The sequence below is a fragment of the Mesorhizobium sp. M1142 genome (assembly GCF_040318565.1).
In the GTDB taxonomy this organism is placed as follows: domain Bacteria; phylum Pseudomonadota; class Alphaproteobacteria; order Rhizobiales; family Rhizobiaceae; genus Mesorhizobium.
Map to the genome: position 1 here is coordinate 185,267 of NZ_JAMYMK010000007.1, position 23,353 is coordinate 208,619.

Genomic DNA, 23,353 nt, shown 5'->3' on the forward strand with positions numbered 1-23,353 from the left:
CGTTTTCCGATTTGTGTTTCGTACGGAATGCGTTGCGGGAGCCGGGGCACTGGCGGCAGCGGATTCCCGCGATAGATTGAATATGCGCCCTTTCAACCAGACCATCGGCGGGCGGCCATGAAAGGACAGGAAAATGAGCAAGGTCGGCAACAACAGCGGTGATTCCAAGAACACGCTTTATTGCTCGTTTTGCGGCAAAAGCCAGCACGAAGTGCGCAAGCTGATCGCCGGGCCGACGGTGTTCATCTGCGACGAATGCGTCGAACTGTGCATGGACATCATTCGCGAAGAGAACAAGACCTCGATGGTGAAGTCGCGCGAGGGCGTGCCGACACCGCAGGAAATCCTCAAGGTTCTCGACGACTACGTCATCGGCCAGCCCTACGCCAAGCGCGTGCTGTCGGTGGCCGTCCACAACCACTACAAGCGCCTCGCCCATGCCGGCAAGAACAACGATGTCGAACTGGCGAAGTCGAACATCCTGCTGATCGGCCCGACCGGCTGCGGCAAGACGCTGCTGGCGCAGACGCTGGCCCGCATCATCGACGTCCCCTTCACCATGGCCGACGCGACGACGCTGACCGAAGCCGGTTATGTCGGCGAGGACGTCGAGAACATCATCCTGAAGCTGTTGCAGTCGGCCGACTACAATGTCGAGCGCGCCCAGCGCGGCATCGTCTATATCGACGAGATCGACAAGATCTCGCGCAAGTCGGACAACCCGTCGATCACCCGTGACGTATCGGGCGAGGGCGTGCAGCAGGCACTTTTGAAGATCATGGAAGGCACTGTCGCCTCCGTGCCGCCGCAGGGCGGTAGGAAGCATCCGCAGCAGGAATTTCTGCAGGTCGACACCGCCAACATCCTATTTATCTGCGGCGGCGCTTTCGCCGGGCTGGACAAGATCATCTCGGATCGCGGCAGGAAGACCTCGATCGGTTTCGGCGCTATCGTCGCTTCGCCCGAGGATCGCCGCACCGGCGATGTTTTCCGCCTGGTCGAGCCTGAGGACCTCTTGAAGTTTGGCCTCATTCCCGAGTTCGTCGGCCGTCTGCCTGTCTTGGCGACGCTGGAGGATCTCGACGAGCCGGCACTGATCCAAATCCTGACCGAGCCGAAGAACGCGTTGGTCAAGCAGTATCAGCGGCTGTTTGAGATGGAAAATGTCGACTTGACCTTCCACGAGAACGCGCTCTCGGCGATCGCCAAGCGCGCAATCGAGCGCAAGACCGGCGCACGCGGCCTGCGTTCGATCATGGAAGCGATCCTGCTCGACACCATGTTCGAGCTGCCAGCACTAGAAGGCGTGCGCGAAGTGGTTATTTCGGAAGAGGTGGTGTCAGGCAACGCCAGGCCGCTCTACATCTATTCCGAGCAGAAGGAAAAGAAGGGCAACGTCAGCGCCTGACGTGAGCCGGCAATGGATTTTTCTGAAACGGCGCCGCGGGGCGCCGTTTTGCTGTCGCACACCGCGTATGGCGCCGCGTGCTGGGTGCGGATTGGAGGTACGGACCGTGTTGACCCTTGATCTTTACCCTCAGTGCCTCCAACTAATGGCAGAAGGCCGTGGTGCCGAATTCTGTGCTGTAAAACTCCCGTCACAAACGGTGGTAGGCGGAACGATCCCCGGTCGTTAATATGAGATTCGCGGTTGGCCGATTGGCGGCCGCGACATGAAAGGTTGGACAATGGCCAAATTATCCAAGGCTCCCAGCGACGGCGTCTTCGCAGTCCTCCCGCTGCGCGACATCGTGGTGTTCCCGCACATGATCGTTCCGCTCTTTGTCGGGCGTGAAAAGTCGATCAAGGCGCTGGAAGAAGTGATGGGTCAGGAAAGGCAGATCCTGCTCGCGACCCAGATGAATGCCGCCGACGACGATCCGGAGCCCGATGCGATCTTTGACATCGGCACGCTCGCCAATGTGCTGCAATTGCTGAAACTGCCGGACGGCACCGTGAAGGTGCTGGTCGAAGGTGCCTCGCGCGCGAAAATCGTCGCGTTCACCGACCGTCCCGACTTCCATGAAGCCCGTGCTGCGGCGCTGGTCGAACCGGATGAGGAAGAGGTCGAGGTCGAGGCGCTGGCACGTTCCGTGGTCACCGACTTCGAGAACTACGTCAAGCTGAACAAGAAGATCTCGCCCGAAGTGGTGGGTGCCGCCAGCCAGATCGACGACTATTCCAAGCTCGCCGACACGGTCGCTTCGCATCTTGCCATCAAGATCCCCGAGAAGCAGGAGATGCTCGCCACGCTGTCCGTCAAGGAACGGCTGGAAAAGGCGATGGGGTTCATGGAAGCCGAAATCTCGGTGCTGCAGGTCGAGAAGCGCATCCGCTCGCGCGTCAAGCGCCAGATGGAGAAGACACAGCGCGAATACTACCTCAACGAGCAGATGAAGGCGATCCAGAAGGAGCTCGGCGAGGGCGAGGACGGCCGCGACGAGGCCGCCGAGATCGAGGCGCGTATCAAGAAGACCAAGCTTTCCAAGGAGGCCCGCGAAAAGGCGGAAGCCGAACTGAAAAAGCTGCGGACGATGTCGCCGATGTCGGCTGAATCGACCGTGGTGCGCAACTATCTCGACTGGCTGCTGTCGATCCCATGGGGCAGGAACTCCAAGGTCAAGCAGGATCTGGCCTTTGCCCAGAACGTGCTCGATACGGATCATTTCGGCCTCGACAAGGTCAAGGACCGCATCGTCGAATACCTCGCCGTGCAGAGCCGCCAGAAGAAGCTGAAGGGGCCGATCCTGTGCCTCGTCGGACCTCCCGGTGTCGGCAAGACCTCGCTCGGCAAGTCGATCGCCAAGGCGACTGGTCGCGAGTTCATCCGCATGGCGCTGGGCGGCGTGCGCGACGAGGCCGAGATCCGCGGTCACCGGCGCACCTACATCGGCTCGATGCCCGGCAAGGTCATCCAGTCGATGAAGAAGGCGAAGAAATCCAATCCGCTCTTCCTGCTCGACGAGATCGACAAGATGGGCCAGGATTTCCGCGGCGATCCGTCATCGGCTTTGCTCGAGGTGCTCGATCCCGAGCAGAACTCGACGTTCATGGACCACTACCTCGAGGTCGAATACGACTTGTCGAGCGTGATGTTCGTGACGACGGCGAACACGCTGAACATTCCTGCGCCCTTGATGGACCGCATGGAGATCATCCGTATCGCTGGCTACACCGAGGACGAGAAGATCGAGATCGCCAAGCGTCACCTGATGCCCAAGGTGATCCGCGACCACGCGTTGCAGCCGAAGGAGTTCTCCGTCGGCGAGGACGCGATCCGCGGCATCATCCAGACCTACACCCGCGAAGCGGGCGTCAGGAGCCTGGAGCGCGAGCTGATGAAGCTCGGGCGCAAGGCGGTGACCGAGATCCTGAAGACGAAGAAGAAGACGATCAACATCACGGCGGACAATCTTGCCGATTACCTTGGTGTTCCGCGCTTCCGCTTCGGCCAGGTCGAGAGCGACGATCAGGTCGGCGTGGTCACCGGGCTCGCCTGGACGGAAGTCGGCGGCGAGCTGTTGACGGTGGAAGGCGTCATGATGCCCGGCAAGGGCCGCATGACCGTGACCGGCAATCTGCGCGACGTGATGAAGGAATCGATCTCTGCGGCGGCCTCTTACGTCCGCTCGCGGGCCATCGATTTCGGCGTCGAGCCGCCGCTGTTCGACAAGCGCGATATCCACGTCCACGTGCCGGAGGGCGCAACCCCGAAGGACGGACCGTCTGCTGGCGTGGCGATGGCGACGGCAATCGTTTCGGTGCTGACCGGTATCCCGGTCAGGGCCGATGTGGCGATGACCGGCGAGATCACGCTGCGCGGAAGGGTGCTGCCGATCGGCGGCCTTAAGGAAAAGCTGCTTGCCGCACTGCGCGGCGGCATCAAGAAGGTGCTGATCCCGGAAGAGAACGCCAAGGATCTGGCGGAGATTCCGGAAAACGTGAAGAGCGGCATGGAAATCATTCCGGTCTCACGCGTCGGTGAAGTGTTGCGCCATGCGCTGGTGCGTATGCCGGAACCGATCCAGTGGGTCGAACCCGTTAATGCGCCGGCCGTGGTCGATGTCGCAGACGAAGCTGGTAAATCGCTGGCGCATTAGCGCTTGCTAAAGTTGCAATGCACAAAGAGAGAGCCGGGCCTTGAGCCCGGCTTTTTCATGTGAAGAACCGCAGATTTCCGGGCTTTTTTCAACTTTCTTGGCGCTTTTCGACTTGGTTGCCGGGGCGCTTCTTTCTAAAGTCCGTTTCCTGCCGGATGAGTCGAGTGTTCCGGTTTTCTCATGGAAGGGAATTTTTATGAACAAGAACGAACTGGTATCCGCTGTCGCCGATGCCGCGAGTATTTCGAAGGGTGACGCGCAGTCGGCGGTTGATGCGGTGTTTTCCGTCATCACCGGCGAACTGAAAAAGGGCGGCGATGTCCGGCTTGTCGGCTTCGGAAATTTCACCGTGTCAAAACGCGCCGCGTCGACCGGCCGCAATCCGCAGACCGGTGCGGAAGTGAAGATCCCGGCGCGCACCGTGCCGAAGTTCTCGGCCGGCAAGGGCCTCAAGGACGCGGTCAACTAAGCGCCTCCTTAAGTCTTTCAGAGAAAAGAAGAACCGGCATATCCGGTTTTTCTTTTCTGTTGGAAAGGACGGCGCTACGCCGTCGGCGCGTCCGTGCGCATCAAGCCTTCTTTCTTGAGATCGGCCCACAGCGCCGATGGCAGCTTCGCGTCGAGCAGCGAGCGATTGCTTTCGACTTCGCCAGGCCACTGGCCGCCGGGGATTACCGAGACGACGGAAGGATGCAGCAGCGGGAACTGCAGCGCCGCCTCGATCAGGCGCGCGCCGTGGCGCTTGCAGACGGCCTCGATACGGGTGACGCGGTCGATGATGTCCTGCGGCGCCTTCGAATAGTTGTAGTAGGCGCCGGGCTTCGGCCCGGTTGCCAGGATGCCGGAATTGTAAGGCCCGCCGAGAACGATGCCGATGCCGCGTTGCTGGCATAGCGGCAGGAAAGACTGCAGCGCCTCCTGCTCCAGCAGCGTGTAGCGCCCGGCAAGCAGGAACAGATCGAAATCGCCGCGCTCGGCCAGCGTCTGGGCAACCTGCCACTCGTTGATGCCGCCGCCGAACGCCTTGATCACGCCCTGGTCGCGCAATGCCAGCAATCCATAGTAGCCGGAGCTCATGAATTCCTGGATGCGCTGGTCCGAGGCTTCCTTGCTGCCATGCGTGAAGACGTCGACATCGTGCACGAAGAGGATGTCGATGCGGTCGACACCGAGCCGTTCCAGCGAGGCCTCGAAGGAGCGCATGATACCGTCATAGCTATAGTCGTAGACCTCGCGGCGCGAAGGGGTGTCGAAGAATTTGCCGATGCCGGTGCGCTGATCCGGCGGACAGGCGCGCATGATGCGTCCGACTTTGCTGGACAGCACGTAGTCGTCGCGCTTCTTCGAACGCAGGAACGGATTGAGCCGCGTTTCGGCTAGGCCTAGCCCATAAAGCGGCGCGGTGTCGAAGTAGCGGCAGCCGACCCGCCATGCCGCCTCCAGCGTGGCATTGGCGTCCTCGTCGGAGACGGCGCGGTAGAGATTGCCGAGCGGCGCGGTGCCGAAGCCGAGCTCGGTGAAGGTGATGCCGCCATTGCCGATGCGGTCGAAATGCCGTGTCTTCATATACTGTTGTTCCTCATTTGCGATTTGCCGTGACACTATCACGGCTGTGGCACATCAAAAGCACTGCGTGTCGTTGGACACCGATTTTCGCGGTGATAGCATGAATGAAAACAAGCTGTTCGGGGCAGATGTGACTGACATATTCAAGTGGTTCTCCGGCAACTGCAAGCTGGTGCAGTCATGAGGGACGCCGGCGAAAACCTGTTTGGGATTGCGCTGAGCGAGCTTGGTACCGTGCTGGAACGTATCGACGAAAGCCGCATCGACGCCGCTTGCGCCATCTTGGCGGGCGCGAGAAAGATCGTCACCTATGGGTGCGGCCGCGAGGCGCTGCAGGTCAAGGGTTTTGCCATGCGGCTCTATCACCTCGGTCTGCCGGTTTCGGTTGTCGGCGATATGACCACGCCGCCCCTGGGCGCGGGCGATGTCTTCCTCGCCAGTTCCGGCCCGGGCGAGACCTCGACGGTGCTGACCTTGATGCGGGTCGCGCGCGAGGCCGGTGCCACAGTCCTGCTGCTCACCGCGCAATCCCACAGCACTGCCGCGAAGCTGGCCGACTTCACACTGCTTATCCCGGCTCAGACCATGGCCGACGACCAGGGGCCGGAAAAGACGTCCGTGCTGCCGATGGGCTCGGTCTTCGAAGGCGCGCTGTTCGTTCTCTTCGAAGTGATGGTGCTGAAGCTCCGGGACCTGACCGGCGTCTCGCCTGAAGCGATGCGCGCCCGCCACACCAATATGGAGTAGTTGTCATGCGGTACGAATTGATGCTGCCGCACCAGATCCGCAAGGCGATTGTCGAGAACCGGCCGGTCGTGTTGCCGCTCGGTGTGCTTGAATACCATGGCGAGCACATGGCCGTCGGCATGGACACGCTGGCGGTGATCAAGAGCCTGGAACTGTTCGAAAAAGAAGCCGAGATCGTCATTCTGCCGCCCTTCTATTACGGCGCGGCGAGCTATGCGGTTGCAGCACCGGAGGGCAGTGGTTCGGTGCAGGTCGGCGGCAATGTGCTGGCGCCATTTGCGGAAGAATTGTTCTACAGCCTGCTGCGTATCGGCTTCCGCAACATCCACGCCATCATTCACCACCAGACCGAAAATTTTGCTGCCGGCATGCCAACCGATCTCGCCTTCAAGGCCGCCGGCCGGCAGGCGATCTTCCGCTTCCTGGAGAAAGAACGTGGCGAAGGCTGGTGGGGCTCTGCGGCGATGGCCAACTATTATGCCGAGCACGCCGAGGGCAGCAATTTCTTCAACTGGGTGCAGGTGCATCCGCTGATGCCGGCTTCAATGCACACCCAATACCCGTTTGACCATGCCGGCATCGGCGAGACGTCGCTGATGCTGGCGTTGTGCCCGGAAGCGGTCGATGCCGACCGCTTCGCCGACAACACCGGCTGGTACACGGCAAGTGCTTCCGAAGCCTCGGCCGAATTGGCAAAAAGGGATCGCCATGATCCTCGATCATTTGCGGGCAACCCTTTCGGGTTAGCGCGGTTTTCCCTCTTCCCTTGTTATTCCCTTGTTGTGGAAGAAGGGAAGGCTGGCGCAGTTATTTCACCGCGCCCGCCGTCATGCCCATGATCAGGTAACGCTCGAGCGCGATGCCGATAACGGCGAGCGGTGTGATGGCCGCGGTGGCGAGCGCTGCCATCGACCACCAGTTGATGCCTTGTGAGCCGGTCTGGCTCGCCACCATGACAGGGATGGTTTTGGCGTCGGTCGAGGTCAGAAGCGCGGCGAAGAAATACTCGTTCCAGCACAGCACCATTGCAAGGATGAAGGCCGCGACCATGCCCGGCAGCGCGATCGGCATGACGATGCGCAAGAAAGCGCCCCAGATCGACAGGCCGTCGACGAGTGCTGCCTCCTCCAGTTCTACGGGAATGGAATTGAACTGGTCGCGCATGATCCAGATGACGATCGGCAGCACCATCAGCGTATAGAGCAGGATCAGCCCGATGCGTGTGTCGAGCAGGCCGACTTCCCGGTAGAGCACGAGAAAGGGCAAGGCCAGTACCACCGGCGGCAGGATCAGCTGCGACAGGAAGAAGAAGGAGATGTCCTCGTTCCTGAACCAGGCGAACTTGTAACGATAGCGGGTCAGCCCGTAAGCGGCGAGGCTGCCAATGACGATCGCCAGGCTCGAGGCGCCGACCGAAGTGATGACCGAATTCATGAAGCGCTTGATAAATTCGTCGCGAACCGTCGACGTCCGAAGGATCGAGTCCGGAGAGAGGCCGAGTGACCGCCAGCCTTTCCAGTCGGGCTGGAAGTCGACGAACGGAATCAGATGGCCCTGGGTGACGTCCACCGCGGTCTTGAACGAAGTGGTTATCGTCCAATAGATCGGGAACAGACAGATGAAGGCCCAGAAGATGAGCGCGCCGTAGATGAAGACGCGGTTGGCGACGAAGCTCGCCGGCGAACGAATTTCGGAAGCGGCATAGTCCGTGGTCTGAACGCTCATCTTGCCGGCCCGATCAGTTGACGTTGCGCACGAAGCGGCTGGCGAATTTCAGCAGCCAGGTCACGAACACGATGATGATGATCAAATAGGCCATCGCCAGCATCGTGCCGTAGCCGACATTCGATCGATCGCGATATTCGCGGTAGATGAAGCTCGACACTGAATCGGTCGCGCCGCCCGGGCCGCCAGAGGTGACGGTGATGATGATATCGGCGAGCTTCAGCTTGAAGATGATGCGCAGGATGACTGCCGTCACCGAGACCGGCAGCATCAGCGGGAAGGTGACCTGCCAGAAGGTCTGCCATGGGTTGGCGCCATCGACACGCGCCGCCTCGAGCACTTCGCGCGACATCGCCTGCAGGCCGGCGAGCAGCATGATCATCATGAACGGGATGAAGGTCCAGGCGTCGAGCACCATGATCGAGATGCGGGCGGTGATCGGGTTGGAGAAGAAGGCCGGGTTTTCCCAGCCGAGATGCCGCGCCAGCGTGGCGGCCGGCCCGAAGCGGTATTCCATCAACGACTTGCCGATCATCCACGACACCGCCACCGGCGACAGCATCAGCGGCAGCAGGAAGACGACGCGGAAGAATTTTCGCGCCCGGATCTGCGCGTTGAGCAGCAGCGCCAGGCCGAAGGCGATCACATATTCGACCAACACCGCCAGCACGTAGAGCACCATGTTGAACAGCGCGTTGCGATAATAGGCATCGTTCAGCATCTGCCAGAAATTGTCGAGCCCGTTGAACTTCCGGCCGCTGAAAGAACTGAGGTTCCAATCGGTCAGCGCGATGTAGAAGCCGAACAGGGTCGGGAAGATCACCATGGCAATGGTGAACAGCAGCGCCGGCAGCAGGAACAGCGCGCGCTGGCCGTCCTCGCCGCGCGTCAGCACCTGGCCGATGCCGAGTGCGACACCCCACAGCACATAGGCGTAGACCACCGGCCGCCAGCTCTCGAAGCCGATAGCGTCGACATCGCTCTTGTAAAGGATCTGCAGCGCGATCACCGCCAGAAGGCCGAGCGTTGCAGCAGCCATCAGCGCCCAGCCAAGCCGTTTGCGGCTCCGTGGGATCAGGTCGGATGGCACGGCGCCTGCCGGCCATTCACTTGTCGACAAAGTCTGGTCAGCCAGGGTCCGGTCAGCCACGCGTCTTGCCCGTTCACAGGAGGCTCGATGACCGGCCGAGCCGGTCGAGGCCAAGTCGGTCAAGCGGAGGTCCGGCGGCTTTGCGCTGCCGGACCAAGTTTCACGATCTCAGCCTACATGCCGAGCGAGGCCTTGTAGAGCTTGATCTGGTTGTCGCGGCCAATCTGGTCGGTGATCTTCTCCCAAGCGGCTGCGATGGCGTCGGCGCCTTCCTGCGCCTTCATCTTGCCGGCAAAGGTGTTGGCCAAAATGTCCTCGGCGGCGCTGTAGTACTGGAAGATGCCGGGGATACGCGGCTCGATCGCCGCGTTCGGATGGTTGTAGCTGTCGGCTTCCGACTTGAGATATGAGCTTATGAACGCTTCGTCGTAGCCCGCCGCCACCCATTCCGGAATGTTGAAATGCGAGTTGCGGTAGGGCTGGAAACCCGACGGATAGGCCGCGCACCAGAGCGACAGGTCCTTGCCGCCGAGATGAGCGGCGGCGGACCAGGCGGCCTTCTTCTTCTTTTCGTCGCTGTCGACGCGCGCCATGACGTAGACGCCCCAGCCGAGATAGGCGCAGTTCGGCGCATGGTTCGGGCCGCTGGCGAGCTTGTCCCACTGGCCGGTCTTGGAGTTGTAGACATCGTCCGAGCCCGGCAGGATCGAGAAGCCGGTGACGTCCCCTACGACCGACGAGTCGTTGGTTTTGACGTTCGAGCCAGCGTCTCCCCACCAAACCAGCATCGACCCGGTGCCGCCGAGGAATTGAGAGAAACAGGTCTGGTTCGGGTCGGCATTGATCTGATCTTGCGGTTCGGAAGGCAATGCATCGATCACGTCCTGGATCGCGCGGACCCAGGCCGGGTTGTTGACGCGCGGTTTCATGGTGTCCGGATCGAATAGCCAAGCTTTGTCGTCGGGATGTTTGGCGTAAGCGCTGGCGCGGCTGCCGAGGAAGTAGAAGCCGAAACCGCCCCAGGGCTTGGGCGCATCGAGATAGCCATAGACGTCCTGGCCGTTCACCTGCTTGCCCTTGAGGAACTTGGTCACCGCCTGCACTTGCTGCCAGGTCTTCGGCACGCCCCATTCGCCTTCACCGCCCCCATCCTTCCACGCCTTGGCGAGATCGGCATCGGCGAACACATCGGTGCGGTAGTTGAAGTTATGCGCGTCGCCGTCGACGGTCACACGATACTGCTTGCCGTTCCATGTGCCGACGGGAGGTTTCAGATAGGCCACCAGGTCGTCCATGTCGATCTGCGTCCTGACCCAGTCGGGCATCTCCGAAGTCAGGCCCTTGCCGCAGACGTCGCCTTCGAACGGTGCGCCCATTTCGACAATGTCGAAGTCGATAGTGTTGGTAGCGATCGCCTGCTGCAGACGCGGATTGTAGTCAGCCTGCGCCAGGTCGATCCAGTTGATCTTGGCGCCGGTATAGGTCTCCCACGGCTTCAGGAAGCCGCGAAACAGCACATTGTGCAGGTTCTGGTTGTTGAGGCCCATGAAGGTGAGTTCAACGCCGGCGAATTCGCCTTCCTTGACATTGGCCTTGGTGGCTCCCAGGCAAAGCTCGCCGACCTGCTGGAAATCGGCATCGGTCGGCTGACCCTTGCCGACGCCCGGAATCTGCAGGATCTGCGCACGCAGGTCATCGGCGGCCGCGGCCGGGCGCGTCAGGGCGCCAAGCCCGGCGCCAGACGCCGCGGCGAGGGCGGCCATGCTGGCCGCTCCCTTCAGCACGTCGCGGCGGGTGGCCCCGGCGCGGACAAATTGGTTATAAAGGCTGACTTTCATCTCGTTCCTCCCAGAAGGTCAATCGTGAATTTGGTTCAGATGATGGAGCGCCGATTATGTTCCCCAACGACAGCGACTCCCGTAAATAGCGGCCCGAATTCTCCCTCCCGCGACGCTTGGCATTCAGTCCCGGACAAGCGTACCGGTGCGCCCGGAACAGGGTCATAAGCCGGACACTGTCACTATTCGCACAACGAAGTGCGGTGTCAACGTGAATGGGTTTTTTATCTATAAGAGACCGACTTGCCCTCGCCGTTTGCGTTGTTTAGCTTCACGGCAACCAAAGGGGGAATGATGGCTCAAGTCGCGATCCGCAATGTGGCCAAGGCGTTCGGAACCGTCAAGGTTCTGCACGATGTCAGCGTCGACATCGCCGACGGGCAGTTCGTGGTGCTGGTCGGGCCTTCCGGTTGCGGCAAGTCCACGTTGCTGAGGATGGTAGCGGGGCTGGAAACGGTCTCCGGCGGCACCATCGCCATCGGCGAGCGCGTCGTCAACCATTTGCCGCCGGCCAAGCGCGACATTGCCATGGTGTTCCAGAACTACGCGCTCTATCCGCACAAGACGGTCGAGCAGAACATGGCCTTCGCTCTCAAGCTGCGCAAAACCGACCCGGCGGTGGTCACTGAGCGGGTCAAGCGGGCCGCCGACATCCTCGACCTCAATCCCTACCTCAAGCGCTATCCGCGCCAGCTCTCGGGCGGCCAGCGCCAGCGCGTCGCCATGGGCCGCGCCATCGTGCGCAACCCGCAGGTGTTCCTGTTCGACGAGCCGCTCTCCAATCTCGATGCCAAGCTGCGTGTCCAGATGCGCACGGAGATAAAGGAACTGCACCAACGACTGAAGACCACCACCATCTACGTCACCCACGACCAGATCGAGGCCATGACCATGGCCGACAAGATCGTGGTGATGCGCGACGGTCGCATCGAGCAGGTCGGCGCGCCGCTGGAATTGTTCGACCGGCCGGCCAACCTGTTTGTCGCCGGCTTCATCGGCTCGCCCTCGATGAACCTGCTCAAGGGCGTCGTGCGCAAGGGCGACAAGCCCGTCGTCGAGATCGCCGGGACGCCGTTCCCGATTGCTGCCAAGAGTGCCGTGGAAGATGGCCGCAATGTCGTCTACGGCGTGCGGCCCGAGCACCTCGAAATCCATCCAGATGGTGTTTCGGCGAAGATTTCGGTGGTCGAGCCGACCGGTTCCGAGACGTTGGTGTTCCTGCGCTTCGGCGAGGGCGAGATGGTGGCGCTGTTCCGTGAGCGCCACGACTTCAAGCCGGGCGACACACTGCAGCTGAAACCGCGGCTCGACCAGGTGCATCTCTTCGACGCAGAGACCGGCAAGCGTCTTTGATTTCGCCCCAGCAAACTTCGCGAGGAATACCATGCTCAAAGGAATCAATCCCCTGCTCAATGCCGATGTGCTGCAGGCGCTGCGGGCGATGGGCCACGGCGACGATCTGATTATCGCCGACACCAATTTCCCGTCCGATTCGGTGGCGCGCCAGACCGTGCTTGGCCGGCTGCTGCGCATCGATGCGTCGGCGGCCGACGTGGTCAAGGCGGTGCTTTCGCTCTATCCGCTGGACACCTTCGTCGACGACGCGGCCGCGCGCATGGAGATCGTCGGCAAGCCGGACGACATTCCCGCCGTGCAGCAGGAAGTGCAAAAAGAGATCGATGCCGCCGAGGGCAAGGCCTGGCCGATGATCTCGGTCGAGCGCTACGCCTTCTACGAACGCGCCAAGAAGGCCTATTGCGTCATCCAGACCGGCGAGCGCCGCTTCTATGGCTGTTTTGCCTTCCGCAAGGGCGTCGTGCCACCGGATGCGGAGTAGGGGCATGCCGGCGAAACCGATCGTCATGAAGCCGGTTGTCATATTGGGCGTCTTCGTCGCCGACACGGCCTACCGCGCCGCCCGCCAGCCGCGGATGGGCGAGACGATCCTGGGCACGTCCTTCACGCTCGGCCCCGGCGGCAAGGGCTCGAACCAGGCGGTGGCAGCCGGCCGGCTCGGTGCCGATGTCACCTTCCTGACCCGCCTCGGGGCTGACCCCTTTGCCGATATGGCGAGACAGACCTGGTCGCAGGCCGGAGTGAAGAGCGCCGTCATCGACACGCCGGAAAGCTACACCGGTGCCGCCTATATCTTCATCGAGGAGACGAGCGGCAACAACGCGATCATCGTCAGCCCCGGTGCGGCGATGCTGATCACGCCCGCCGATATCGAGGCAAATGCCGGCCTGATCCGCGCGGCCGGCGTCTTCGTCACCCAGCTTGAGCAGCCGATCGAGGCGGCGATGCGGGCGCTGGAGATCGCGCGCGGGGCAGGGGTGACCACCATTCTCAACCCGGCGCCGGCGGCCAAGCTTCCGGACCGCATCTATACACTTTGCGACTATGTGACGCCGAACGAGACTGAGGCCGAGGAACTGACCGGCATCAAGGTGTCCTCCATCGACGATGCCCGCCGTGCCGCCGACAGCCTGCTTGAGAAGGGCGTGGGCGCTGTCGTCGTGACGCTCGGCGAAAAGGGCGCGCTGCTGCACACGGCCGACCGTTCCGAGCATGTCGCAGCGGTCGCCGCCGGCCCGGTCATCGAGACCACCGGGGCGGGCGACGCCTTCAATGGCGGCCTGGCCGCCGCGCTGTCGAGCGGGATCGAACCCCTGCAGGCGGTGCGCTTCGCCTGCGCCGTCGCCGGCATCTCGGTCACGCGCCCGGGCACCGCGCCGTCCATGCCGACGCTGCAGGAAGTCGAGGCACTGCTCGCCAAGGGGTGAAGCCCGGCGCTGCGGGATGAGACTGTGAGCGGGAGCGAATGGGTTAGACCCGGCTCTTGTCCGAGAAGCTATTGTCTTCTGGCTTGACCACAAACAGGCGGGCAGGTCGATGGATGAGGATCAATGCCAGAATTCGAAAGGAATGGACCTGGACTGGGTCACGAAAGAAGATGATTTTTGACAAATCAACGTCGACATTTCTCCGACATCAAGGGCACGTGGCCCTAAGGAGAAATGGCGCGAGTGACGGGGCTCGAACCCGCGACCTCCGGCGTGACAGGCCGGCACTCTAACCAACTGAGCTACACCCGCGCATGGACGAGCACGTGTCAGCCGTGTTCGTCGTTGGGGCGGTGGATAAGGGGTAAGCCACCGGGTGTCAAGCGGACCCGGACAGCATAACAGCAAACAGGAGAAGGTTTTTTGACAAGCCGAACTTTGTTGCCGAAACCGACTCCCGGCCAAGCCACTCGCCGTTCATTTGGCCTTGCGAAGCCGGTCCTAACTGCTTAAAGGTCCGGCCCGGAGCGGGCGATTAGCTCAGTTGGTAGAGCGCTTCGTTTACACCGAAGATGTCGGCGGTTCGAGCCCGTCATCGCCCACCACTTTCCATCGACGTGTTCATTCAGGCATTGTCTTTTTGCAATGTCCGGTTCACACGCCTGCACCGTCGGAGAATCGTCCAACTGGCGGTTGGTAGACGCAACTATCTGGCATCTTATCATTTCTCCTTGATCGCCCCGCCGCATCGGAAAGAGGCGGCGGGCTTCTTCGTTGCCAGGCACTGGTCTTCGCGATAATGTCGGCATGGTTTGGAGGTCGGAGCGTGAAAGAATTCCCTCGGAAGCCCGACAATAACCAAGTAGCACGTGCTCGTCAGGCCACTGAACACGGAACCGCGCTGATTGAAGAGCTTCGCTACACGATCGCCCTATCGCGTCGGCTGATCGAGGCGTCACATTCACTGCTGAAGAGGTCGCAGAGCCAGGGCAGGCCTCTCGAGAGTGATGGTATCGAGATTGGCTAACAGGCACGTGGTCGGTCGACGGTAAGGTCCCGCCGCAGTGCACATGGACCCTTAGATACTGAGTTGTCCCGGCAAACAAACCAGCAATCGACGCAACTGGCGGTTTCGTGATTGTTGCGGTATCTCCGCTCCCAAACGCTTCGCGGTCCGGGGTGAGCGCATAGACAGTAGGACTTTGGTCTGATCGAACTGTCTTTCCCGTGGGACCTAAGTCTGATCTGCTGGCTCCCTGGGTGGCAAACGATTGCCGAAAGTTAAAGCTTACAGTAATTTAAGGGAGCACAAAAGAAAGCTAAAATCTTACTGCACATGGGCATGGGTGGGCGCGAAAATATTCCTGGATGGCTTGCGAGTCATCTTCCGGATGATGCGGTGATCGCAGGAGATCTCGCCGATAAGATATCTAAGGAGGCCGAAGGAAACCGGCTTCCGGGCGAACGGGTTGTGGAGACAACCCGTAGCGCAGAAGACACCTTCAAGAAGGAAAAAGGCGAACCGTATCGCCGCGCCACGATTGCGGGAATCTTGGCCAGCGGCTCATTCCTCGCGCTGTTGGTGTTAGCGATCTATCTGCTTTATGTGTTCTCGATCGTGGCCGGGGAAACGGTCGCGAATGTTCCCCTGCCGCCCACAGTGAACTAGTAGCCGCTCCGCCAACACTCGAATTAGCCCCGCACTGTGTTGATGCTGGTAACTTTCGTGTCTGCGGTGGACCACCCGAGGAAGGTTTCGTTCCCGCGGCAAAGGTGTTCACACGGGGCAACTGGCTGCTGCAGAACGGCAGCATTGTACTTCCATCGGCCTCCCGGTTCTTTGCAACTTGGGCGATTGGCTTGTCGCAGATCAGCCTGCACTCGCCGGAGCGTGAGCAATCAGTTTCGCCACATAAACACAACGCTTCGATGAATCAGCGTCCTGCACCACCTCAAATCCAATCGCCTTATAGAACTTCAGCGCACCATCGTTCTCCGGCATGACTTCGAGGTGAATGCCGGTCGAGCCGCTCGCGGCAAGGCGCTGCTCGAGGAAGGCCATCGCGCGCCTGCCGATGCCTTTCCCGCGCGCTTGCGGCAACAGGTCGATATGGCCATGCGACGGGTAGGCCGCCAGCGCAGGCGAAACAGCGAAATCGGGATGATGGACCCGGTGCCGCGCCCAATCGCTGCCACGCCAGCGTGAGCTGTCGGGTCCCGGGGCTGCAACGCGCCGCTGCAGCTCCGGGTACCAGTCTGATGCCAGGCTGGCATTGAAAGCGGCTGTTTCGGCTGCGCCAAGCAGATAGCCGGCCGCACCTGTCGGGCTATCGATAATAAAGGCCAGATCGGGTTCGAGGGCCTGGTAGGGAATGGTGTAGAGCAGGCCGAGCAGGTCCGGGTCGTCCTCTCGGCAGCTGGCCTCCTTGCCGGCATCGCCGGTCTTGAGACAGATCATCGCAAGTGCCGGATGATCGGCGGCGGTCGCCCGGCGCAGGAAGAAACCGCCGCCGAAATCGAGGATCATGGCGGCAGCAGCCGGAAATCCTTGCCCTCAGGCAAAAGCTGCCCGCCGTCGACGATGATGGTCGTGCCGGTGATGTAGTCGGCGTCATCTGAGGCTAGGAACAGGAAGGCATTGGCCACATCGCGTGGGCTGCCGAGACGGCCGAGCGGGATGGCGTCTTCCATGTTCTTGATGAAGGCCGTACCGCGATGCTGCTCTATGCCTTCGGTGAGGATGTTGCCGGGCTCGACGCCGTTCACGGTGATGCCGTACGTCGAGAATTCGAGAGCCGCCGAACGGATGAGGCCGTTGATACCGGCCTTGGTCGCCGAATAGTGGCCATGACCGGGGCTGGTGACGTGCGGGCCGGTGATGGAGGAGGTGAACAGCATGCGGCCAAAATGCTGTGCCTTCATCGGCACCAGCGCCGCGCGTGCGGCGATGAAGCTGCCACGCAAGTTCACCGCCATGACCCGATCCCAATCGTCGGGACTCGTGTTTTCCAGCAATTGCCAAGGATAGATTCCGGCATTCTGCACCATGATGTCGAGCCGGCCGTGACGGTCGAGCGCCAGTGCAACAGCAGCCTCGGCATCGGCCATCTGCGAGATGTCGGTGCGAATGAAGGCGGCGCCAAGCTCGTCCGCAGTCGCTTGCCCGGCCTCAACCTCGGTATCGGCCAGGACCAGCTTCGCGCCCTCCTCGGCAAAGCGCTGTGCGATCGCCTTGCCGATCCCGCGTGCGCTTCCGACGATCAGCGCGACCTTATCTTCCAGACGGCCGGTCATGCCAGCCTCTGGCGAATGGTCTGCTTGAATGCGTCGAGCAGCACGGCGGCGAGCACCAGAAGGCCGTGGATCACCTGGGTGAAGTTGGCCGGCAGGCCCATCAAATTGATCGCCGTGTTGATGGCCGAGAGCAGCAGCACGCCGGCATAGACGCCGGGCAAGGTGCCGACGCCGCCCTTCAGGCTGACGCCGCCGATGACGACCGCGGCGAAGGCATTGAACAACAGGCCGACGCCGAGATTGGCGGTTGCACCGGAGGTGCGGATTGCCAGCAGCCAGCCAGCAAGACCGGCAATGGCGCCGGCGAGAACGAAGGCTATGACCAGGTTGCGGTTGACGCGGATGCCGGCGCGAAAGGTCGCCGTCTCGTTGCCGCCGATCATGACCAGGTGCCGGCCGAAGGGCGTCTTGGCCATGATCAGCGAGAAGACGATGAAACAGGCGATGGCGATCCAGGCGGTCAGCGGCAGGCCGCCCAGGCGCTGGATGGCGAACCAGCGGATTGCCGGCGCAAGGTCCTGTGCCGAGCGGCCGCCGGAAATGACCAGCACCAGGCCGCGCACCCAGATGTAGGAGGCCAGCGTGATGATGAAGGCACTCATCTTCACCTTGACCACCAGGTAGCCGTTGATGACGCCGATGAGGCCGCCGACGGCAAGGGCGATGAGCAGCGAAACCGGAACCATCAGCCATTGCGGCTGCAACTGGATGCCAAGGCCGATGCCCGACGAGCAGAACAGAATGCCGACCGCCATGGCGCTGAGCGCCGCCACCGATTCGACAGACAGGTCCATATGGCCGGCGATGATGACCAGCGCCAAGCCGATCGACATGACGCCGAGCACGCTCGACGCCTCGATGATGTTGGCGAAGATGCCGAGCTGAAAATAGTTCGGGATAAGGATGGAAAAGACCACCAGCACGAAGACCAGCATGAACCAGACGAGATTGTCGAGGATGAACTCGAGGGTTTGGCGCGTGCGGGGGTTCATCTCAGGATCCGGTTGGCGCCGACCCCGAAAAACCACCCGGTTTTCGGACTATCAGGCGCGGTTGCAAATTGCTGCAGCATTCCCGTGCGCGTCCGTTCGAACGCACCGTGGCTGCAGGGCTGGGCTCCGGGCCGGCATGGCCCGGAGCTTCTGGTGAGTTCGCTATTCGACCGGCTTTATGGTTTCGGTCGGCGGCTTCATGTTGCCCCAGAAGGCCGGGTTATCGACGTTTTCCTTGGTGATCGCAGCGCCGGGGATCTTGATGTTCGGCCCCCACGCTTCCTTGGTCAGGGTCGATTTCAGGCCAAGCACATCATATTCGCCTGGCTTGATCTCCTGCTTGCTGACCACCTTGTCCATGAACATCGCGACCGCCGCAGCCTGAGCGTAGAGCGGCTGCTCGACTTCGACATTGAGCCAGCCCTTGCGGATCAGGTCGAGGCCGACCGGAGCGCCGTTCGAGCTCATCAGCATGACGTCGCCCGGTTTCTTGCCGGCGGCCTCGAGCGAGGCGACGGCGGCGACCGAAAGATGCGCGGCGTGGCTGAAGATCAGGTCGATGTCGGGGTTGGCGAGCATCTGGTCGGCAACGATGGTGCCCGCGTTACTGGCCTCCCATTGCATGGCCGGCAGCGAGATGATCTTGACGTCCGGGAACGCCTTCATCTTCTCCTCGAAACCCTTCTGAATGTCGAGCGTGTAGGGGTCGCCCGGATCGCCGAGCACCTGCAGGATCTTGCCCTTCACCGAGCCGTTCTTCGCGGTCAGGAGCTTTTGCGCCTGATCGGCAGCGACGTAGCCGATCTCGACGGTTCCGGCCACCGAGGTGAAGTCGGACGGGGTCGAGGTTATCTGGCGGTCGAACTCGACGACCGGGATGCCGGCGGCACGGGCCGCCTCGACCGACGGCTTCAGCGCATTGAAATCGACGGCGGCAAGGATGATCGCCGCCGGCTTCAGCGCGATGACGTCGTTCATCTGCGATTGCTGCGCGTCGGTCTTGTTGTCGGCGTTCAGCGTCTTCATCTCGTAACCGACCTGCTTCAGGAACAGTTCCAGCGCGCTCACCGAGCCGGTCTGGAACTCATCGAGCAATGTCGGCACCATGTAGTAGACGGTGCCCTTCGACTGAGCGAATGCCGGCGTGAGCGTGGCAAAGGCCAGTGCCAGGATACCGAAGACGGAAAGAAGTATTTTCTTCATGTCGTTCGCTCCTCTTGCGCCGGACCCCTCATTTGTCCCTCAGTTCGCCGGTCCGGCACCGGCGAGCGTCTCTCCGGTGATCATGTTGATCACCGCGTCGGGACTTGTTTTGTTGCGTGCGACGTCGCCAGCCACGACACCTTGCCGGATCACCACGATCCGGTCGGCGACCTGGAAGGCCTGTTGCATGATATGGGTGATGATGACGACGCCGATGCCCTGGCTCGCCACCTGGCGGATCATGTCGAGGCCGCGCCGCGTCTGCTCGACGCCGAGCGCCGCGAACGGCTCGTCGAGAAGCACCAGCTTGCCGCCAAAATGCACGAACCGATTGAGCTCGATGGCCTGCCGCTGGCCGCCGGAAAGATGCTCGACATTGGTGCGAAGCGAGGGAATGCGGGTGCCGGCGCTGGCCAGTGCCCTTTGTACCACCTGCTCCATCGCGCGCTCGTCGAGTACCGGAATGCCGAGAACCTTCCTGGTGATCTCGCGGCCCATGAAGAAATTGGCGACCACGTCGACGTTGGTGCAAAGCGACAGGTCCTGGTAGACCGTCTCGATCCCAGCGGCTTTGGCCTCGGCGGGAGATTTGGCCAGGAATTCCTTGCCTTCGAACAGCATGCGGCCGGAGGTCGGCTCGAGGCCGCCGGCAATGATCTTGACCAGCGTCGATTTGCCGGCGCCGTTGTCGCCCAGAAGCGCCACCACTTCGCCCTTGCCGATCGAAAAGCTGATGCCTTTCAGCGCTTCGATGGCGCCGTAATTCTTGGCGACGTTGTCGAGCACCAGCAGCGGTTCACTCATGCCGCGATCCCCTTGTTATGCAAGAGATCCCGACCGCGTTCGCGTTCGGCGGTGAAGATCTGGCCGAAGCGCGGCGAAAGCACCCCCGAAACGGCAAGTGCGGCGGCGCCGCGCAACACCGCATGCTGGCCGCCGCGTGCGACGCTGACGCGGGGCGTCGTGCGATCGCTTCGCGCCGAGACCGAATTGGGCAGGTGCGCGGCCGCGCCGGCAAGCCTTTCGAGCAGGTCGGTGGACGCCAGCCCGCCGAGGATGATGGTTTCGGGGTCGAACAGGTTTTCGATGATGGTGACGGCGTTGCGGAATATCGGCGCAATCTCGCTCACCCACTCGGCGTCGGCGATTTTGCGGCGCCGCAGCGCCTCGAGCGAGAGATACCGTTCGAGGCAGCCGCGATTGCCGCACGGGCACGGCTCGCCGCCCGGCACAGCAGGAATGTGGCCGATCTCGCCGGCATTTCCCCAGGCGCCGCGCAATGCGGCCCCATCATGCACCATGACGCCGCCGAGGCCGACACCGAAATAGAGATAGTAATATTCGGAATATGCCGTCCCGAGGCCGTAGAGGCGCTCGCCGATAGCCGCCGCCGCCATGTCGGTTTCGAAAAAGGCCGGCAGCCCGGTTGAGGCGGCCAGCCGCTCGCGCAGCGCCACATCCTTCCAGCCGGTCATGGTGGTCGGCCCCACAAAGCTCATGGACTCCACGCCGAACGGTCCGGGCAGCGCCATGCCGATGCCGAGAACGCGGCCACCGGGCCGCAATGCCGTCAATTCGAGCACCATGGCGCCGATCAGGTCGAAAGCGTGGTCGGGCGTTGCATTTGGGGCTTCGCGGTAGGTGCTCTCGATAACATCGCCGCTTAGGTTGATCAGGGCGGCATTGATGCCCAGCGGGGTGACGTGGATGCCGACGGCATAGCCGCCTTCCGGATTGATGCGCAGCGTCGCCGGTGGCAGGCCGCGCCCCTTGGGCTCTTCGCGCAGCGACAACACGTAACCGTGCTCTTCCAGCTCGCGAACGATGGTCGACACCGTCTGCACGGTGAGCCCGACGCGTCTTGCAATGTCGCCGCGGGCAATCGGTCCGTGAAGGCGGATGGATTCGAGCACGATGCGCCGATTATACGGCCGCCCGAACTCCTGATTGGTTCCCCGCAGTGCCATGCCTTGCGCCCTCGAGAGAGGTCAGACTGGCACCGAAGATTTATTCAGTCAAATGGAATTCAAAAATAAAATTGACACCCCGTGCGGAGCGAACCTGGCGTCATGCCGAGCCCGAAGGGAGCAGCCCGGCTCCCTAGAGGTACCGCTCGACCTTCTTGCCGATGGCCAGAAACCGTAGCGGATCGATTGCCTCGCCGTTGTGGCGGACCTCGTAATGCAGATGCGGGCCGGTTGAGCGGCCGCTGTTGCCGGTCTTGCCGATGATGTCTCCGGCATCGAGCTTCTGTCCGACGGCGACGTCGATTTCGCTGAGATGCCCGTAACGCGTCACAAAACCGTTGCCGTGGTCGACCTCAATCATGCGGCCGTAGCCGCCGTTCCAGCCGGCCTTGACGACCACGCCGGCTGCCGTGACCTTGGCCGGCATACCGACCGGCGCCCTGAAATCCATGCCGGAATGCAAGGCGGCCGTGCCGAGGATGGGATCGGTGCGCACGCCGAACGGGCTGGTGACGCTATGGCCGGGCGCGGGGTTGGCGAGCGGCAGCCGCCGCGCTTCCTTTTTAAGATGGTCCAGCGCGTCAAGAGCCTCGTCCAACTCCTTGACCTTGCTGTCGAAGACCAACGAGCTGTCGAGTGGTATCAGCGGGCCACCGACGTCGCTCTTTTCGAATTCGCTATCGACGAGCAGGCCGGCGGCCTCAAGCGCCTGCGAGATCGCGTCGGCGCTTTTGTAGGCATTGTCGGCAAGTGTGGCGATGCGGGTGAGCTGCTGGCTCTCGATGGCCTTCAGCGAGTTGTTGATCGAAACGAAGAGCTTGTCCGCCCGGTCGGCCGCGCTTTCGCTCGGCAGCGGATCGGCGCGGGTCGACCACAGTGAGAACGGCCTGGTGTCGTCAACGCCCACAGGAGCGGCAAGGGGGGCGGCAAGGCTGGCGACGGAATAGCCCATCGGCTGGATGCTGCCGGTCGCGTCGGCATGTTCGTCCGGCTTTGCCGTCGGCACGGGCGGCGTTGCGACCTCGTTTTCGGCTCGTGCGAGGATCGGCCCGAGGCGGCCGTGACGCAGGCTGAGCTGGCTCTGCCGTTCCAGCAGCTCGCTGACCTTGGTTTCCATCAGCTGCTGATCGAGTAGCTGGCGGCTGGTGATGCGATCGACCTGGCTGCGCAGTGCCGAGATGCGGTCTTCGTAGGCCTGCTGCATGCGCGCCTGCCGCGCCGTCGTGGCGCCGATCAGATCGTCGCGCAGCACCAGATAAGAGGTCGCCAGCAGGTAGCCAATGACGATCGCCGCTAGCGCCGAGCCGCAAAATGCCGCAAGCCACGGGTGTATGGTGAAATGCCTTATCTGGTCGCCCCGGGCGATGATGACCGTGTGGGGCTCTTTGCGTCTGCCGAAGACCGCTGACTGACTGGCTACGTTCACGGGACCAAGCTTTCGTTACGACACCAACGACGAGCCTGATTACACATTATTAGGGTTAACAAAGTTTTGCCGGATCGAACGACAGGCAAAGGTCTTCGCGCAAAACGGGTATCGCATTGCGGCGGCCTGGCGCAGCTCTCAAAGAGCGCGAATCGCGTTCAGCACCTCTTCGGCGTGCCCCTTGACGCGGACGTTGCGCCAGATCCTGGCGATGCGTCCGTCGCGGCCGATCAGGAACGTCGCCCGCTCGACGCCCATATAGGTGCGGCCGTAGAGCTTCTTTTCCACCCACAAATGGTAAGCCTCGATCACTTTGCGCTCTTCGTCGGCGACAAGATCGACGCTCAGATCGTACTTCGCCTTGAATTTGTCGTGTTTCTTGGCGCTGTCCGGCGAGAGCCCGATGACGACAGCGCCGGCCTTTTCGAACTCTGGCTTCAACTGCGAAAAGCCGATCGCCTCGTTGGTGCAGCTTGTGGTGTCGTCCTGTGGGTAGAAATAGAGTACGATGGGTTTTCCCAGCAATGCGGCGAGGCTGAGTGGACCGCCGCCGTCGCGCGGAAGATCGAATTGCGGCGCAACATCGCCCACGTCGAGGTCAGCCATACCGATGCCCTTGTTT

Annotated in this window: 20 protein-coding genes, 2 tRNA genes and 1 pseudogene; 10 read left to right on the plus strand and 13 right to left on the minus strand. The window is 61.9% G+C overall.

All coding sequences use genetic code 11. The annotated features are described in order from the left end of the window. Positions 1 to 133: 133 nt before the first annotated feature. The 3 genes from clpX to NKH42_RS14305 all read left to right on the plus strand — a co-directional run bounded on the left by clpX (position 134) and on the right by NKH42_RS14305 (position 4,569). Positions 134 to 1,408, plus strand: a complete 1,275-nt coding sequence (gene clpX, locus NKH42_RS14295; protein WP_006332719.1) for an ATP-dependent Clp protease ATP-binding subunit ClpX — start codon at positions 134 to 136, stop codon at positions 1,406 to 1,408. Between the two features lie 280 nt (positions 1,409 to 1,688). Continuing rightward, a complete protein-coding gene (gene lon / locus NKH42_RS14300; protein ID WP_254817728.1) occupies positions 1,689 to 4,100 on the plus strand; it encodes an endopeptidase La in 2,412 nt (803 codons plus the stop codon). 196 nt (positions 4,101 to 4,296) lie between these two features. Continuing rightward, on the plus strand, positions 4,297 to 4,569 hold the full coding sequence (locus NKH42_RS14305; RefSeq protein WP_006201846.1) for an HU family DNA-binding protein: 273 nt from the start codon (positions 4,297 to 4,299) through the stop codon (positions 4,567 to 4,569). A 74-nt stretch (positions 4,570 to 4,643) separates the two neighbouring features. Here the strand turns inward: NKH42_RS14305 and NKH42_RS14310 are convergent, their stop codons facing one another. Next, positions 4,644 to 5,666, minus strand: a complete 1,023-nt coding sequence (locus NKH42_RS14310; protein ID WP_352506467.1) for an aldo/keto reductase — start codon at positions 5,664 to 5,666, stop codon at positions 4,644 to 4,646. A 180-nt stretch (positions 5,667 to 5,846) separates the two neighbouring features. On the opposite strand from NKH42_RS14310, the gene hxlB reads away from it, so the two are divergent. Both hxlB and NKH42_RS14320 read left to right on the plus strand, forming a co-directional pair. Then, positions 5,847 to 6,413 (plus strand): 6-phospho-3-hexuloisomerase, encoded by a 567-nt coding sequence (gene hxlB, locus NKH42_RS14315; RefSeq protein WP_352506466.1) that lies wholly within the window; start codon positions 5,847 to 5,849, stop codon positions 6,411 to 6,413. Positions 6,414 to 6,418: 5 nt separating this feature from the next. Then, positions 6,419 to 7,160: pseudogene (locus NKH42_RS14320) on the plus strand (creatininase family protein). A gap of 60 nt (positions 7,161 to 7,220) precedes the next feature. On the opposite strand, the gene NKH42_RS14325 reads toward NKH42_RS14320, so the two are convergent. From NKH42_RS14325 to NKH42_RS14335, 3 genes are all read right to left on the minus strand, one after another. Beyond that, positions 7,221 to 8,138 carry a carbohydrate ABC transporter permease gene (locus NKH42_RS14325; protein ID WP_352506464.1) on the minus strand — a complete coding sequence of 306 codons (918 nt, stop codon included), beginning with the start codon at positions 8,136 to 8,138 and terminating at the stop codon, positions 7,221 to 7,223. Positions 8,139 to 8,151: 13 nt separating this feature from the next. Continuing rightward, positions 8,152 to 9,273: a carbohydrate ABC transporter permease gene (locus NKH42_RS14330; protein ID WP_352506569.1), complete on the minus strand. Its 1,122-nt coding sequence runs from the start codon at positions 9,271 to 9,273 to the stop codon at positions 8,152 to 8,154. Positions 9,274 to 9,401: 128 nt separating this feature from the next. Further along, positions 9,402 to 11,066: an ABC transporter substrate-binding protein gene (locus NKH42_RS14335; protein ID WP_352689363.1), complete on the minus strand. Its 1,665-nt coding sequence runs from the start codon at positions 11,064 to 11,066 to the stop codon at positions 9,402 to 9,404. Positions 11,067 to 11,360: 294 nt separating this feature from the next. Here NKH42_RS14335 and NKH42_RS14340 point away from each other — a divergent pair, with 294 nt between their 5' ends. The 3 genes from NKH42_RS14340 to rbsK are packed head-to-tail and all read left to right on the plus strand — an operon-like array spanning position 11,361 to position 13,849. Beyond that, entirely contained in the window at positions 11,361 to 12,419 is a 1,059-nt protein-coding gene (locus tag NKH42_RS14340; RefSeq protein ID WP_352506462.1) for an ABC transporter ATP-binding protein, read from the plus strand. Between the two features lie 31 nt (positions 12,420 to 12,450). Beyond that, positions 12,451 to 12,903, plus strand: a complete 453-nt coding sequence (locus NKH42_RS14345; RefSeq protein ID WP_023674665.1) for an RbsD/FucU family protein — start codon at positions 12,451 to 12,453, stop codon at positions 12,901 to 12,903. Between the two features lie 4 nt (positions 12,904 to 12,907). Then, entirely contained in the window at positions 12,908 to 13,849 is a 942-nt protein-coding gene (gene rbsK, locus NKH42_RS14350; protein WP_352506461.1) for a ribokinase, read from the plus strand. A gap of 235 nt (positions 13,850 to 14,084) precedes the next feature. On the opposite strand, the gene NKH42_RS14355 is transcribed toward rbsK, so the two are convergent. Continuing rightward, positions 14,085 to 14,161: transfer RNA gene (locus NKH42_RS14355), tRNA-Asp, on the minus strand. Between the two features lie 217 nt (positions 14,162 to 14,378). Between NKH42_RS14355 and NKH42_RS14360 the strand changes: the two genes are divergently transcribed. Then, positions 14,379 to 14,454, plus strand: a tRNA-Val gene (locus NKH42_RS14360). 737 nt (positions 14,455 to 15,191) lie between these two features. Next, on the plus strand, positions 15,192 to 15,518 hold the full coding sequence (locus tag NKH42_RS14365; protein WP_254817609.1) for a hypothetical protein: 327 nt from the start codon (positions 15,192 to 15,194) through the stop codon (positions 15,516 to 15,518). A 201-nt stretch (positions 15,519 to 15,719) separates the two neighbouring features. Here NKH42_RS14365 and NKH42_RS14370 read toward each other — a convergent pair whose 3' ends face one another. The 8 genes from NKH42_RS14370 to NKH42_RS14405 form a co-directional block, all read right to left on the minus strand. Next, positions 15,720 to 16,376, minus strand: coding sequence for a GNAT family N-acetyltransferase (locus tag NKH42_RS14370; RefSeq protein WP_352506460.1), 657 nt, complete (start codon positions 16,374 to 16,376; stop codon positions 15,720 to 15,722). Further along, positions 16,373 to 17,143, minus strand: a complete 771-nt coding sequence (locus tag NKH42_RS14375) for an SDR family NAD(P)-dependent oxidoreductase (protein ID WP_352506459.1) — start codon at positions 17,141 to 17,143, stop codon at positions 16,373 to 16,375. Before NKH42_RS14375 ends, NKH42_RS14370 begins: the two co-directional genes overlap by 4 nt. Then, positions 17,140 to 18,135 carry an ABC transporter permease gene (locus tag NKH42_RS14380; protein WP_254817612.1) on the minus strand — a complete coding sequence of 332 codons (996 nt, stop codon included), beginning with the start codon at positions 18,133 to 18,135 and terminating at the stop codon, positions 17,140 to 17,142. The genes NKH42_RS14375 and NKH42_RS14380 overlap by 4 nt, the downstream gene beginning before the upstream one ends. Before the next feature lie 162 nt (positions 18,136 to 18,297). Beyond that, positions 18,298 to 19,338, minus strand: coding sequence for a sugar ABC transporter substrate-binding protein (locus tag NKH42_RS14385; RefSeq protein ID WP_352506458.1), 1,041 nt, complete (start codon positions 19,336 to 19,338; stop codon positions 18,298 to 18,300). 39 nt (positions 19,339 to 19,377) lie between these two features. After that, complete coding sequence (locus tag NKH42_RS14390) at positions 19,378 to 20,142, minus strand: ATP-binding cassette domain-containing protein (RefSeq protein WP_254817614.1); 765 nt, start codon at positions 20,140 to 20,142, stop codon at positions 19,378 to 19,380. Continuing rightward, a complete protein-coding gene (locus NKH42_RS14395; RefSeq protein WP_352506457.1) occupies positions 20,139 to 21,305 on the minus strand; it encodes an ROK family transcriptional regulator in 1,167 nt (388 codons plus the stop codon). Before NKH42_RS14395 ends, NKH42_RS14390 begins: the two co-directional genes overlap by 4 nt. Positions 21,306 to 21,438: 133 nt before the next feature. Beyond that, positions 21,439 to 22,731: a M23 family metallopeptidase gene (locus tag NKH42_RS14400; protein ID WP_352974209.1), complete on the minus strand. Its 1,293-nt coding sequence runs from the start codon at positions 22,729 to 22,731 to the stop codon at positions 21,439 to 21,441. A 138-nt stretch (positions 22,732 to 22,869) separates the two neighbouring features. Further along, positions 22,870 to 23,337, minus strand: a complete 468-nt coding sequence (locus NKH42_RS14405; RefSeq protein ID WP_352974211.1) for a peroxiredoxin — start codon at positions 23,335 to 23,337, stop codon at positions 22,870 to 22,872. Between the last annotated feature and the right edge of the window lie 16 nt (positions 23,338 to 23,353).

Coding starts and splice junctions, on each gene's coding strand:
- clpX (WP_006332719.1), top strand. CDS start 134: ATGAGCAAGGTCGGCAACAACAGCGGTGATTCCAAGAACACGCTTTAT.
- lon (WP_254817728.1), top strand. CDS start 1,689: ATGGCCAAATTATCCAAGGCTCCCAGCGACGGCGTCTTCGCAGTCCTC.
- NKH42_RS14305 (WP_006201846.1), top strand. CDS start 4,297: ATGAACAAGAACGAACTGGTATCCGCTGTCGCCGATGCCGCGAGTATT.
- NKH42_RS14310 (WP_352506467.1), bottom strand. CDS start 5,666: ATGAAGACACGGCATTTCGACCGCATCGGCAATGGCGGCATCACCTTC.
- hxlB (WP_352506466.1), top strand. CDS start 5,847: ATGAGGGACGCCGGCGAAAACCTGTTTGGGATTGCGCTGAGCGAGCTT.
- NKH42_RS14325 (WP_352506464.1), bottom strand. CDS start 8,138: ATGAGCGTTCAGACCACGGACTATGCCGCTTCCGAAATTCGTTCGCCG.
- NKH42_RS14335 (WP_352689363.1), bottom strand. CDS start 11,066: ATGAAAGTCAGCCTTTATAACCAATTTGTCCGCGCCGGGGCCACCCGC.
- NKH42_RS14340 (WP_352506462.1), top strand. CDS start 11,361: ATGGCTCAAGTCGCGATCCGCAATGTGGCCAAGGCGTTCGGAACCGTC.
- NKH42_RS14345 (WP_023674665.1), top strand. CDS start 12,451: ATGCTCAAAGGAATCAATCCCCTGCTCAATGCCGATGTGCTGCAGGCG.
- rbsK (WP_352506461.1), top strand. CDS start 12,908: ATGCCGGCGAAACCGATCGTCATGAAGCCGGTTGTCATATTGGGCGTC.
- NKH42_RS14365 (WP_254817609.1), top strand. CDS start 15,192: ATGGGTGGGCGCGAAAATATTCCTGGATGGCTTGCGAGTCATCTTCCG.
- NKH42_RS14370 (WP_352506460.1), bottom strand. CDS start 16,376: ATGATCCTCGATTTCGGCGGCGGTTTCTTCCTGCGCCGGGCGACCGCC.
- NKH42_RS14375 (WP_352506459.1), bottom strand. CDS start 17,143: ATGACCGGCCGTCTGGAAGATAAGGTCGCGCTGATCGTCGGAAGCGCA.
- NKH42_RS14380 (WP_254817612.1), bottom strand. CDS start 18,135: ATGAACCCCCGCACGCGCCAAACCCTCGAGTTCATCCTCGACAATCTC.
- NKH42_RS14385 (WP_352506458.1), bottom strand. CDS start 19,338: ATGAAGAAAATACTTCTTTCCGTCTTCGGTATCCTGGCACTGGCCTTT.
- NKH42_RS14390 (WP_254817614.1), bottom strand. CDS start 20,142: ATGAGTGAACCGCTGCTGGTGCTCGACAACGTCGCCAAGAATTACGGC.
- NKH42_RS14395 (WP_352506457.1), bottom strand. CDS start 21,305: ATGGCACTGCGGGGAACCAATCAGGAGTTCGGGCGGCCGTATAATCGG.
- NKH42_RS14405 (WP_352974211.1), bottom strand. CDS start 23,337: ATGGCTGACCTCGACGTGGGCGATGTTGCGCCGCAATTCGATCTTCCG.